The sequence below is a fragment of the Pseudomonas sp. P4_C8 genome, assembly GCF_056401975.1.
In genome coordinates, this window is sequence record NZ_JBFUIH010000005.1 from 151,314 (window position 1) to 163,471 (window position 12,158).

A 12,158-nucleotide genomic window follows, 5' to 3' on the forward strand; every position below is an offset into this window, starting at 1 on the left:
GCCCCTTAAATCCACAACTTCTTGAAGTCACGACCGCCGAAGATCAGGTTGACCATCGCGCGGGTCACCATGATGGCCGTGAACATCGAGGTAAAGATCCCGAGGGACATGGTCACTGCGAAACCTTTGACCGGGCCGGTGCCCATCGCAAAGAGAATCCCGCCGACCAACAAGGTTGTCAGGTTGGCGTCGAGAATCGCTGTGAATGCCCGGCCGAAGCCTTCGTTGATTGCCCGCTGCACCGTCATGCCCGCCGCGATCTCTTCACGGATCCGCGAGAAGATCAGTACGTTGGCGTCGACCGCCATACCCATGGTCAACACGATACCGGCGATACCCGGCAGGGTCAGCGTTGCACCCAGCAAAGACATCAAGGCCAGCAGCAGCACCATGTTCACTGCCAGAGCGACGGTGGCGATAATGCCGAAGAAGCGGTAGATGGCGATGATGAACAGCGAGACAAACAGCATGCCCCACAGCGATGCATCGATACCTTTGGTGATGTTGTCGGCACCCAGGCTTGGACCAATGGTGCGTTCTTCAGCGAAGTACATCGGTGCAGCCAGACCACCAGCACGCAGCAGCAGTGCCAGCTCGGAAGACTCGCCCTGACCGTTCAGGCCAGTGATACGGAACTGAGCACCCAGCGGCGACTGGATGGTCGCCAGGCTGATGATCTTCTTCTCTTCTTTAAACGTTTGAACCGCGACGTCTTTCTCGACGCCGTTGACCATTTGCTTGACGTAAGTGGTCACCGGGCGCTGTTCGATGAAGATCACCGCCATGCTGCGGCCGACGTTACTGCGAGTCGCACGACTCATCAGCTCGCCACCGTGACCATCCAGACGGATGTTCACTTCTGGCGTGCCGTGCTCGCCGAAGCCAGCCTTGGCATCAGTCACCTGGTCACCGGTGATGATCAGGCCACGCTCGATCTGTGCCGGCGGACGCTTGCCTTCACGGAACTCGAAGGACTCGGAAGTGGCTTTCGAAGCACCCGGCTCAGCAGCCAGACGGAACTCAAGGTTGGCCGTCTTGCCGAGGATACGCTTGGCTTCTGCGGTGTCCTGAACGCCCGGCAGCTCAACCACGATGCGGTTGGCGCCCTGACGCTGAACGATCGGTTCGGCAACACCCAGCTCGTTGACGCGGTTACGTACCGTGGTCAAGTTCTGCTTGATGGAGTATTCGCGGATTTCCGCCAGCTTGGCCGGGGTCATCGCCAGACGCAGCACCGGTTGACCATTGAGGTCGGCCGGAACAATGTCGAAATCGTTGAAGTTCTTGCGAATCAGCGTACGGGCCTCTTCGCGGGCTGCTTCATCACTGAAGCCCAGCTGAATGGCACCGTTGAATTGCGGCAGGCTGCGATAGCGCAGTTTATCTTTACGCAACAGGCTCTTTACGTCGCCTTCGTACACTTTCAAGCGTGCGTCGATTGCTTTGTCCATGTCCACTTCCAGCAGGAAGTGCACACCACCGGACAAGTCCAGACCCAGCTTCATCGGGTGCGCGCCCAGGCTGCGCAACCATTGTGGCGTGGTTTGTGCCAGGTTCAGTGCAACGACGTAGTCATCACCCAATGCCTTGCGTACGACGTCTTTGGCAGGCAGCTGATCTTCAGCCTTGGTCAGACGAATCAGACCACCCTTGCCGTTCGCCGACAGCGTGGCCGCCTTGACGTTGATCCCGGATTCCTTGAGCGCAGCGCTCACGCGATCCAGATCAGCCTGATTGACGAGCAGCGCAGTACTTGCACCGCTGACCTGAATGGCCGGGTCATCAGGATATAAATTGGGAGCGGAATAAATCAGACCGACCGCCAGCACCGCCAGGATCAGAATGTATTTCCACAGAGGGTATTTGTTCAGCATCACGCCGCCCGTTTATGACGCGGGGCGCCTTGCGCGCCCCGTCGATTGAATATGAAGTTGAAACTTAGATCGCTTTCAGCGTGCCTTTTGGCAGCGTGGCGGCAATGGCGCCTTTCTGGAATTTCATTTCGACGGTGTCGGAAACTTCCAGAACGACGAAATCGTCTGCCACTTTAGTGATCTTGCCGGCGATACCACCGGTGGTCACAACTTCATCGCCTTTTTGCAGGCTRCTCAGCAGGTTCTTCTGCTCTTTGGCGCGCTTGGCCTGTGGACGCCAGATCATCAGGTAGAAGATGACCAGGAAACCGACCAGGAAAATCCACTCAAAACCACCACCCATTGGGCCTGCCGCAGGTGCAGCAGCGTCAGCCATGGCATTAGAGATAAAAAAGCTCATTTAGCACTCCAGTTGCAAATGTTGAATCTTGGGGTCAGAAAACTCAGTCCAAAGGCGGAACAGGTAACCCGCGCTTGGCGTAGAAGGCATCGACAAAGGCGGCCAATGTACCCTGTTGAATAGACTCGCGCAAACCAGCCATAAGCACCTGGTAATGGCGCAAATTGTGGATGGTATTCAACATGCTACCCAACATTTCGCCGCACTTGTCCAGATGGTGCAGATAAGCGCGGGAGAAGTTCTGGCAGGTGTAGCAATCGCAGGTCGGATCCAGCGGCGAATCATCATGGCGATGGAACGCGTTACGGATCTTCAGCACGCCAGTGTCAATGAACAGATGCCCATTGCGGGCATTACGGGTTGGCATCACGCAATCGAACATGTCCACACCGCGGCGCACACCCTCAACCAGATCTTCCGGTTTGCCAACGCCCATAAGGTAACGAGGTTTGTCAGCCGGCATCTGACCCGGCAGGTAATCCAGCACCTTGATCATTTCGTGCTTGGGCTCGCCCACGGACAGACCGCCAATGGCCAGGCCATCAAAGCCGATCTGGTCGAGGCCTTCCAGGGAGCGCATGCGCAGGTCCTGGTGCATGCCGCCCTGAACGATGCCAAACAGCGCCGCCGTGTTGTCGCCATGGGCTTCTTTCGAGCGTTTGGCCCAACGCAACGACAGCTCCATCGACACGCGAGCGACATCTTCGTCAGCCGGGTACGGGGTGCACTCGTCGAAAATCATCACGATGTCCGAGCCCAGATCACGCTGGACCTGCATCGACTCTTCCGGCCCCATGAACACTTTGGCGCCGTCGACCGGAGAAGCGAAGGTCACGCCCTCTTCCTTGATTTTGCGCATGGCGCCCAGGCTGAACACCTGAAAACCACCGGAGTCGGTCAGAATCGGGCCTTTCCACTGCATGAAATCGTGCAGGTCGCCGTGCTTCTTGATCACTTCGGTGCCAGGACGCAGCCACAAGTGGAAGGTGTTACCCAGAATGATTTCCGCGCCGGTGGCGGTGATATCCCGCGGCAGCATGCCCTTGACGGTGCCGTAGGTGCCCACAGGCATGAACGCCGGGGTTTCTACCGTACCGCGCGGAAAGGTCAAACGACCGCGACGAGCCTTGCCGTCAGTAGCAAGCAACTCAAACGACATACGACTTTGGCGACTCATTCTTTGTCCTCAGGGCCACGTGGTGCGGGATTACGGGTGATAAACATCGCATCACCGTAGCTGAAAAAGCGGTATCCATGCTCGACGGCGGCTTTATAAGCAGCCATGGCTTCGGGATAACCGGCGAACGCCGAAACCAGCATCAACAGCGTGGATTCGGGCAAATGGAAATTGGTGACCAGGGCATCGACCACATGAAACGGCCGGCCCGGGTAGATGAAAATGTCCGTGTCGCCGCTGAACGGCTTGAGCACGCCATCGCGCGCAGCGCTTTCCAGCGAACGCACGCTGGTGGTCCCCACGGCCACCACGCGACCGCCACGAGCGCGGCAAGCCGCAACCGCATCCACCACGTCCTGGCCGACTTCCAGCCATTCGCTGTGCATGTGGTGATCTTCGATCTTCTCGACGCGCACCGGCTGGAACGTACCGGCGCCGACGTGCAAGGTCACGAACGCAGTGTCGATGCCCTTGGCCGCAATCGCTTCCATCAGCGGCTGATCGAAATGCAGCCCCGCCGTCGGTGCCGCCACAGCGCCCAGACGCTCGGCGTAGACCGTCTGATAACGCTCACGGTCCGAGCCTTCATCCGGACGGTCTATATAAGGCGGCAACGGCATGTGCCCGACGCGGTCGAGCAGCGGCAACACCTCTTCGGCGAACCCCAGCTCAAACAACGCATCGTGACGCGCCAGCATCTCGGCCTCGCCACCACCATCAATCAGGATCTTGGAACCCGGTTTCGGCGACTTGCTGGAACGCACATGCGCCAGCACGCGATGAGTGTCGAGCACGCGCTCGACCAGGATTTCCAGCTTGCCGCCGGAAGCCTTCTGGCCAAAAAGCCGCGCCGGAATCACCCGGGTATTGTTGAACACCATCAAATCGCCCGGGCGCAAATGCTCGAGCAAATCGGTGAATTGACGGTGTGCCAGGGCGCCGCTGACCCCATCAAGGGTCAACAGGCGACTGTTGCGACGCTCGGCCAAAGGATGGCGGGCGATCAGCGAATCTGGGAGCTCGAAGGTAAAGTCAGCAACGCGCATGATGGGGTTCGTCTAGCAGGGCCGGGAAGTCTAGCGGAAATATCAAAAATTCTCCATGTACCTGATTGACCAACGGTTATCTCATCTCTATACTCCGCGGCCATTGAGCCCTGATGGCGGAATTGGTAGACGCGGCGGATTCAAAATCCGTTTTCGAAAGGAGTGGGAGTTCGAGTCTCCCTCGGGGCACCAAAATTAAGAAAGGTCTTGCTTAGCAAGGCCTTTTTTTTTCGCCTGTCGAAAAGTGCCTGACACAACGACGACCTGTAGGAGCCGGCTTGCTGGCGATGCTTTTTGATTTCTCGCATCCTCGACCGGTACGACCCTTCTCAAGGATTCACCCCATGGAACTGCTGCTGGAAACCGTTGCCCTGTTCTGCCTTAAGCTTGCTTATGAGACGGAGGATTCGAGTCCGATTCTTCGGGATGATTTGGTGATGGGGGATTATGAGCGGGAGGTTTTTGGGCTGTTGGTAAGGAGGGGGGATGTTGAGGGGATTCAGGCGAAAGTGGATGAGTGTTTGGGGTTGGCGCTAGAAGCCGTAGGGGGTGCGGATAAGCCTTTGGGGCGGGAATTACAAATATTGGCGGGTGAATTTTCCAGTATTCAAACGATGGCGCAGCTTAATGCCCCGCTCATCGCACTTAATGACTATCTGAAAGACATACAATAAATAAGCCTGGCAACCTAAAAAACGGGAACAAGGGCAACCGGTTCAACACTTGTCGCTATGTCTAAGTCAATAATAAATCGCCCCCTCCTCCTAATCTACTTTCTAAATAGCTTCTGCAAATTCGAAATCTTCGCACCCACAGTTGCAACCGCGAACCTAATTTCGTTTTCGCTTACACCAAATTCCCTTGCCCAATATTGGATCTCGTGTGCTTCATTCACATTTATTAAAAATCGATCCAAGGATTGTTTTTGAACATGGGCGCTCACTTCTATTCCTTCTGCAGGTAAAGTGTCGAGAGGAAAAATTTGAGAGGGGTAAACGTTTTTCAACGCTATGCCTGCCCTACCGTTACCATCTAATTCAATTACACGTAAAGGTGGAACATTCCCCGACGGTGTATCAACCAAACCCACTGACGAAAATTTTTCAATAAAATGTCTAGCAAAATATTTACTAGAGGTAGTTATTACACAACTGGCTCATCGAGAAAAAACGTCCCGCCTAATGTTCGCGCCCTAGCGAGGAATAGCGATAGCGCTAAATCCTGACGCTGCCCTTGGCTAAAATCAGTTCCTGGATCAAGTTGCGCGGCGCCAGCATCTGCCAACCAATGTAGAAAGTTATTATCCTCACCCAAATTAATGTGATCATAGACTCTATTTGCATGCATCCGTGCAAATAGTGGATTTACCACCTTAGTTAACTCGTCAATTTGACGCTTACTAACCTCGGTATAAGTCTGATGAAACACCGCCTTTGCTCTTTTAGCCGCATCTATACGCTTTCGCATATAATCACGCTTACCAACAGCCGGCTCAATCATTCTAGAAACTTCGGAAAGCCTCTTTTGCCTAAGCTCAGAATCAATAACAGAACGAACTGCGGACAACTTTATAAACACATCACTAAACGTACTCCTCCTCTCATCCAACTGGCCTCTAATTTCGTCCAGCGCATGCACACTCCAGTTTTGATCCGAGAAAGCTTCGCTCCACGCGCCCCTTAACAAATCTAGATCAGTCTTTATAGACCCAAGTTCTTTTCTGCACTCTTTTAAAATTCCGGATGTAGCCCTATGCACCATTCTGAGTTCATCTCGCTCAACCGTACTCTTCTCGAGTTCAGTTCGAGCTTTCGCGAGTTGCAATTGAACTTCTTGATTTCGGCGTGAAATCAAGCTTTGAAAATGCGAATATATTGCCGATAGTGGCATATCATCCGGAAGAACGGACGCTTCCTGAGCAAAAACCTCAGAACTTAAAAGATCACGCTCACGAATTAAATCAGACAACGAAATTGCTACTTCTACCTTTTGAATTGCAGAACAAAGCTCGCTCTCGGAGCTTCTCGTATCAACGCCAAGCGATATAAGGTGTTTATTATATGCATCAATGGATGCATAGATCTCTTGGGCATTCAACTCCAGTTGAGCAACCTGCTTACTTACGCTAAAAGCATTGTTTAGCAATAACACCGCAGCTTTGGCTCGCTCGTCAGCAACAATAAAGGCTTCTTGAGCAACCTTAGCCAGCAATGGGGCAGCACTTAGAGTATTGGTCAGCGCGAAACGCATGGCGTCGCTGCTTTGCCATTCATGGTTACAAAGAGGGCAAGAACTCAATTCGGTATCATGCGTATGACTTAAAAACTCTCGACCAGCAGCCTGAAGCCGCTCTATAGGATCTGATACTGCAGAGAAAACATCTCTTGCTTTAGCTGCCTGTTCAATCATTTCATTCGCATTTACTCTAAGCTCAGCAATTCGATCCTCAGTAGGCAAACGCTCTCTTAGGCTTAGTAACTCCTCTATTAGAAGTTCATAGCGGCGAACTTTATCATTGAAGGAGCCGAATCCCGCCAATGCTTGCTGCAAAGAGTTCAAATGCAGGATCTGCGCATCTTTCGTCCAGGACGACTCAGGTAGCAAAGACTTAAGATCCGATATATTCACGTCACGGGATAAGTTTAACCCCGAACCAGAATCTATTAATCTAATAACCTCTATAAGGAGACTTGTAAGCTTATCCTCAGCCGTAGAAAGTCCAAGACTCAGTTCATATAAGGTTTTTTGTCTTTCTTCACAGTTTATGACATCGAAAGCTTTTGCACGACCACTCAATTCAATCTCAGCAAGCTTAACCGTGAGGTTATTTTCCTGCCCGGAGAGTAAATTCCACTTCTCATCCAACTCGATATGTTCGTTCCAGCGCAGCGAAACATCTTCTACAGCGGAATAACGGCGTTCTAACTCAAAATTTTTCTTTTCTAACTCGACAGTCAGCCGCTCGAGCCTGACCTTAAGTTGAGTATTATCTATTGAAACCGGATCATCAGTGATACCCAAGAGAATTTCACTCTTTTGAATCTCCGTGAACGCCGAAGTCAAGCCGCTTTGACTTCCTTCCGACTCAGCCTCCGTTATTGACAACTTAARCTTTTCTATTTCATCTTCATAACTTGAAATTGCTTGATCTATGCTACGCTTCTTAGAAGAAAGCTCGGAAATAAATTTTTCGCATACCTTTTCCGCATCTAATAAATGTCGGATACCTAGCAAGTCTGCAAAAACCTGCGCACGCTTTTCTAATGTTTCACTATCCGAATCTACCAGTGCCGCCAATGCTTCTGCAGATAAGAATCGCGTCCCTCTTAGCCAACGCTGACGTAGGTTTATAGCAGAAATTGCATTAGCACTTTCGGAGGCAGCATTCGGGGCGAGCCTGGCTAGCAGTTCATTCCGTTCTATAGTTTCAGCTTTTTCAGAGTTTGTACTTAAACGAGCAACCTGCTCCGGAAATTCGGAGGTTCTAACAACCTCAATAGTTCGCTGCAGAACGTGAACTTTCGAATCAAAATGCAGCTTACCTGTAACAAGAGGCTCAAAACTTTGCTTAACAAATTTCGAACGAAGTACCGTCGGATCAAAATATCTTTCAGTATTCAGCCGCTCCACTTGCCCTGTAAGCAACCACTCGGCTGCCTCACATATAGTAGTTTTTCCCGTTCCATTCGGAGCATAAATCAGCGTAATCGGTGATGTAAGGTCAAAATCTAAAGCATTACTTACCCCACGAAATGCTTCGATTTTTATCGAGGATAGACGTACACCTCTACTCATTCTCGTTCATCCTTCTGCACTGTACGGCTTACACCAATTGAAATCAAATCATCCCAAACTGCTTGAGCCTCTGAATCAATATCAGGCCAATAAAGTCCGTCTGTATCAGTGATAGTAACATCAGGAAGTCCTAGAATAGTAACGTCACTTATACGCTGCCACACTTGCTCACTATTGCGCAGTACCTCTCCCCGTGGCCATACAACGTGTTTCCTACATATCTGAGAGGAGATTTCAAGCTTTCGCACCTCTTCTTTTGCTTCTGCTTCTGGAGCAACTGGGAGGGCAAGCACCAAATACCCATCAATTAGCTTTCTACGCTTTTCTTTTTCTTTAGAACTCAGAACCTCGTCAAACCATCTTTGGGCCTTTGCTGCCTCAGCAACAATACTTTCTTGATCACTAGCGAAAGCGGGCCAAAACAATAAGATTGCGTACTCGCTCAACCACAATGTTGCTCCAACTGGCGTGGGTGTGTGATCGAGGCGCGGTAATTCTTGTAGCTTCGTAAGTTTTACTTTCTGACATAAAAAGTCGAGCTCAGCACGCGCCACACTTAGCAGCTCCATATAACTTGAATCTGCCATAGCTCAATCCTCTAAAAATAACGAATTAATTTGATTCAAGAGATTCGTCATTCGAGCCTGATCCTCGGCCTGTGCATAGTCAGTATATACGCTATGAACGTCAAATAGACTTAACGTGGCGACATTCCTCTCTACTCTAGCGCCAGTAAAATCATCAGCGAACGCAGCTAAAGATCCGGATGCTCCGAATTCAGTTTCAGGATCTGGCGCCAAGCTTATATCTGCTCTTCGATCAAGAATTATCTTTCCCATGGGAAGTCCACCATGGGGACTACCACCTATTACTAATAAATCGGGATGATCCCCTAATTCCAACTTCCACTCCTTCAAAGCTCTTGTCATTTCCCTCGGTGATCGTCCCGGATCACGCCATACCAAGATATGCTGATTATCTTCAGACAACTTTATCTGACCGACTTTAGATTAGTCATTCTGCCAAGATGTACTTTCGGCAGAACACAACGTAGCAAGAGCATACAATCCATCTTTGCACGCTTGATCGACACCTGAATTACACAATCGATCAGGATCGGATTTAACTGGTGACACTCCACCGATCATTGACTCATAGAGCCCTTGAGCACTAGGGTTACCATTGTTGTTAATATGAGCAGATATTTTTTCAAGTCCTAAGCTAACACGCGGCGCCCACTCTCTTTCAGGTGGCCGCCTACGGATGTAACGTGATAATTCAGATGAAAATGGCGGCACAGGTCTCTTAATTGGCGCTACTAGACCGGATATATCCATTTGACAAACCATGTTGGCGTGCCACACGAAATTTCCATCAACAGGATTGAAGGGCGGCCATGATATTGTCCCTGTGGCAACACATGGATCTGTACGTCTGATCACCCCTCCGACAGCAAAACCGGCTCTGATGGAGCGAGCAACAGCCAAGTTCGCCTGCCCATCCCTTAAGTGCTCCCAACGACTGTATACACCACTTAGACTGCGCCACCGATCTTTCTCTTCTTCAAACTCAGGTTTGTCATGTGAAATATTGCACAAAACCAAAGCGCTGACCCTGTTACTCATTGCGGTATTTAGAAATGAATTTACAGCCGCTTCCCAATTCACATTATAGCCGYGCTGCAATAGAGAACCCACTATAAGCACGGGCCGATTAGAATCCTCAGCGTCTAACAAAGCCCTAACTCTACCCTGAGCTGAATCTTCATTGCGCATCTCCGACTGAAGAAGATCGGAACAAATTAGCGGGAAAATTTCTAAATCGCGAAACTTAAGTTGCAGAATAGTTCGGCCATGCTGCAGATCTGCTAGCGCAACCGCCTCAACCCGCTGTTCAGATGTATTTTTCAGAAACGCTATACAACTAGTTCGAACATTCGGCTCGTGATACCAAAACCATCCACCATTTACTGGCATGGCAGTTGAAATAGGGTCAGCGGCTTGATCCCATGATAAATAACGATACGTCGCCCCCTCATCGTTCTCAACAGAGAGCCAATCAAGCAGAGTTTGACCAATCGTTGCTCCAAATCCGATAGAAACAATAAGTGGCCTCAACGACTGCCGAATAAGTTCATCAATTGCACTCCAGTCAAGGGAACTGTATGCAAACTCAGGAGCGACCAATAAAACTGGCTCGATTCCTGGCATCATCTCCGCCAAGGCTGGTACTTTGTGGTCATCACCGCCCGCGAGCAAATGGCGCAGTGCTAAAACTGAACTTTGCCTACTCAAATCCTCTTCGATTACCCCCTCTCCCGGCATTGCGGTTTGCATTAAGCATAAGTGGAGGCGTCCGTTGACCAAAATCGAGGTGTCAAATTCGACGACAGTGGAACGCGAGTGCAAGCTGATAGTAGGTTCAGTCACGACAAAGGCCAAATTCCGTTTCATTAATATTTGTAAAACACGAGCTTACCTGACGAGGAGCGGGCATGCCCCTCGGACAAGAAAAATACCAATTTTTTGCTTGGCCATCGTTCCTCATTACCTTGTAAAAGGAAAACGCCATAACTCGATTCTGCCGTTATTTCGAGCGAAAGAGCATACGCTGGGCGCTTTCGAGGGTTGCAGCAAGGAAGGCTGCACGCTACCCTCCCTCCGTCGCTGCAAATTCAGCGACCGGGCTTGGTAACCCGAGGTAAATCACTGCGCAACAGTGCCATGCGTTCGCAGGCGCTTTTTTTTCGCCTGCGATCTGCGTTATGGCGGCTGTGCGTGGGACGTCTTAGGACGTGCCGGTTTCCTTGATTTCCCGGTTTACCAACCTGCGCACAGCTGCCACCCATTCGCTTGGTAACGAATTGTGGCAGCTCTTCAAATTAAGGAGCTTCGCAATGTGCATTATGGAACCGTTCAAAATTTGGCTTTCCCCTCTACGCAATTCCCAATTGCGTAACCCCCTCCCCCAATGCCTCTCCATCATCGGAGGTGGCAAATGAGCGAACAAACAGAGCTGAAAACCATCGGCCTAACACCTGCCATTTACTGCGCCGATCAACCACTTTTCCATGTCACTCGTGGCGTCCCCCTCGGCGATGCATTAGCCATGGCTTCTGACTTTCTGTTTCTCGCCAAGAAGCTGAACGAAGATGCCGCCTACGCCACAGACACCGATCGCCACGCCTGGGCTGCGCATTATTTGACGGCGATGAGTAAGGCAGTGGTTGATGATGCGGTGAAGGTGCTTGGGCGGGGTCGGAGTTCTGCGGCGACGCCTGAGCGGGCGGCGGCGACGTCTGAAGGGTAGTGGTTGAAAAATGGGAGCGGACTGCTTGTTATGACGGCGGTAGGTTCAGCATTGATGTTGGCTGGTCTGGCGTTTTCGCGGGCAAGCCCGCTCCTACAGGGGTTGTGGTGAGTTGATGGGCATTGTTGGCCCCAAGTTTTTCGGGGCCTTTGATCGTTCAGATCAGAGCAGATGCTGGGAGATCAGTTTTGAGATTTCTACCATCGATGTCTTGCCGGTGAATTCGAACTTCACTTTCCCCAACGACGAAAAGTAAATCTCCAGCTCCGAATCCAGGTCGAAGGTGCCGGACGTTTCCACCGAGTACGCCACGATGTTTTTGTAGGGCAGCGAGGTGAAGTCTTTTTTGCTGCCGGTGATGCCTTGTACGTTGACGGCGATGATGCGTTTGTTGGTGAACACCACGCCATCGCGCATGGATTTGTAGGCGTCGATGACCTGCTCCCCTTCCAGCAGCAGCGCGCTGACGCGTTCGGCGTATTCTTCGTTTTGCTTGAGTTTGAAGAAGCCTTTGTTGTTGAAGTCAATCATCTGTCATTCCCTGTTTTTTGAATGTA

Annotated in this window: 10 protein-coding genes, 1 tRNA gene and 1 pseudogene; 3 read left to right on the plus strand and 9 right to left on the minus strand. The window is 51.1% G+C overall.

Annotated features, from left to right (window positions below):
* Window positions 1–5: 5 nt before the first annotated feature.
* From secD to queA, 4 genes are all read right to left on the minus strand, one after another.
* Window positions 6–1,874, minus strand: coding sequence for a protein translocase subunit SecD (gene secD, locus AC1DWM_RS04570; protein WP_223512191.1), 1,869 nt, complete (start codon window positions 1,872–1,874; stop codon window positions 6–8).
* A gap of 64 nt (window positions 1,875–1,938) precedes the next feature.
* On the minus strand, window positions 1,939–2,274 hold the full coding sequence (gene yajC, locus AC1DWM_RS04575; RefSeq protein ID WP_007982729.1) for a preprotein translocase subunit YajC: 336 nt from the start codon (window positions 2,272–2,274) through the stop codon (window positions 1,939–1,941).
* A gap of 43 nt (window positions 2,275–2,317) precedes the next feature.
* Window positions 2,318–3,433 carry a tRNA guanosine(34) transglycosylase Tgt gene (gene tgt / locus AC1DWM_RS04580; RefSeq protein WP_223512204.1) on the minus strand — a complete coding sequence of 372 codons (1,116 nt, stop codon included), beginning with the start codon at window positions 3,431–3,433 and terminating at the stop codon, window positions 2,318–2,320.
* A gap of 14 nt (window positions 3,434–3,447) precedes the next feature.
* Complete coding sequence (queA, locus tag AC1DWM_RS04585) at window positions 3,448–4,497, minus strand: tRNA preQ1(34) S-adenosylmethionine ribosyltransferase-isomerase QueA (protein WP_223512192.1); 1,050 nt, start codon at window positions 4,495–4,497, stop codon at window positions 3,448–3,450.
* A 107-nt stretch (window positions 4,498–4,604) separates the two neighbouring features.
* On the opposite strand from queA, the gene AC1DWM_RS04590 reads away from it, so the two are divergent.
* Together AC1DWM_RS04590 and AC1DWM_RS04595 are read left to right on the plus strand one after the other, a co-directional pair.
* Window positions 4,605–4,689, plus strand: a tRNA-Leu gene (locus tag AC1DWM_RS04590).
* Between the two features lie 152 nt (window positions 4,690–4,841).
* Complete coding sequence (locus AC1DWM_RS04595; RefSeq protein ID WP_477794708.1) at window positions 4,842–5,171, plus strand: hypothetical protein; 330 nt, start codon at window positions 4,842–4,844, stop codon at window positions 5,169–5,171.
* A 95-nt stretch (window positions 5,172–5,266) separates the two neighbouring features.
* On the opposite strand, the gene AC1DWM_RS04600 is transcribed toward AC1DWM_RS04595, so the two are convergent.
* From AC1DWM_RS04600 to AC1DWM_RS04615, 4 genes and pseudogenes are all read right to left on the minus strand, one after another.
* Window positions 5,267–5,587 carry a DUF3606 domain-containing protein gene (locus tag AC1DWM_RS04600; RefSeq protein ID WP_477794709.1) on the minus strand — a complete coding sequence of 107 codons (321 nt, stop codon included), beginning with the start codon at window positions 5,585–5,587 and terminating at the stop codon, window positions 5,267–5,269.
* Between the two features lie 53 nt (window positions 5,588–5,640).
* Complete coding sequence (locus tag AC1DWM_RS04605; RefSeq protein ID WP_477794710.1) at window positions 5,641–8,292, minus strand: AAA family ATPase; 2,652 nt, start codon at window positions 8,290–8,292, stop codon at window positions 5,641–5,643.
* Window positions 8,289–8,879, minus strand: a complete 591-nt coding sequence (locus AC1DWM_RS04610; protein WP_477794711.1) for a hypothetical protein — start codon at window positions 8,877–8,879, stop codon at window positions 8,289–8,291. The genes AC1DWM_RS04605 and AC1DWM_RS04610 overlap by 4 nt, the downstream gene beginning before the upstream one ends.
* 3 nt (window positions 8,880–8,882) lie before the next feature.
* Window positions 8,883–10,745: pseudogene (locus AC1DWM_RS04615) on the minus strand (ABC-three component system protein).
* A gap of 544 nt (window positions 10,746–11,289) precedes the next feature.
* Here AC1DWM_RS04615 and AC1DWM_RS04620 point away from each other — a divergent pair.
* Entirely contained in the window at window positions 11,290–11,601 is a 312-nt protein-coding gene (locus AC1DWM_RS04620) for a DUF3077 domain-containing protein (RefSeq protein ID WP_477794712.1), read from the plus strand.
* 162 nt (window positions 11,602–11,763) lie between these two features.
* Here the strand turns inward: AC1DWM_RS04620 and AC1DWM_RS04625 are convergent, their stop codons facing one another.
* Window positions 11,764–12,132, minus strand: a complete 369-nt coding sequence (locus tag AC1DWM_RS04625) for a PH domain-containing protein (protein ID WP_477757972.1) — start codon at window positions 12,130–12,132, stop codon at window positions 11,764–11,766.
* Window positions 12,133–12,158: the final 26 nt, after the last annotated feature.

Bases quoted from the DNA above. Each gene is read 5' to 3' on its own strand.
- secD (WP_223512191.1), bottom strand. From the start codon at position 1,874: ATGCTGAACAAATACCCTCTGTGGAAATACATTCTGATCCTGGCGGTG.
- tgt (WP_223512204.1), bottom strand. From the start codon at position 3,433: ATGTCGTTTGAGTTGCTTGCTACTGACGGCAAGGCTCGTCGCGGTCGT.
- queA (WP_223512192.1), bottom strand. From the start codon at position 4,497: ATGCGCGTTGCTGACTTTACCTTCGAGCTCCCAGATTCGCTGATCGCC.
- AC1DWM_RS04595 (WP_477794708.1), top strand. From the start codon at position 4,842: ATGGAACTGCTGCTGGAAACCGTTGCCCTGTTCTGCCTTAAGCTTGCT.
- AC1DWM_RS04610 (WP_477794711.1), bottom strand. From the start codon at position 8,879: ATGGCAGATTCAAGTTATATGGAGCTGCTAAGTGTGGCGCGTGCTGAG.
- AC1DWM_RS04620 (WP_477794712.1), top strand. From the start codon at position 11,290: ATGAGCGAACAAACAGAGCTGAAAACCATCGGCCTAACACCTGCCATT.
- AC1DWM_RS04625 (WP_477757972.1), bottom strand. From the start codon at position 12,132: ATGATTGACTTCAACAACAAAGGCTTCTTCAAACTCAAGCAAAACGAA.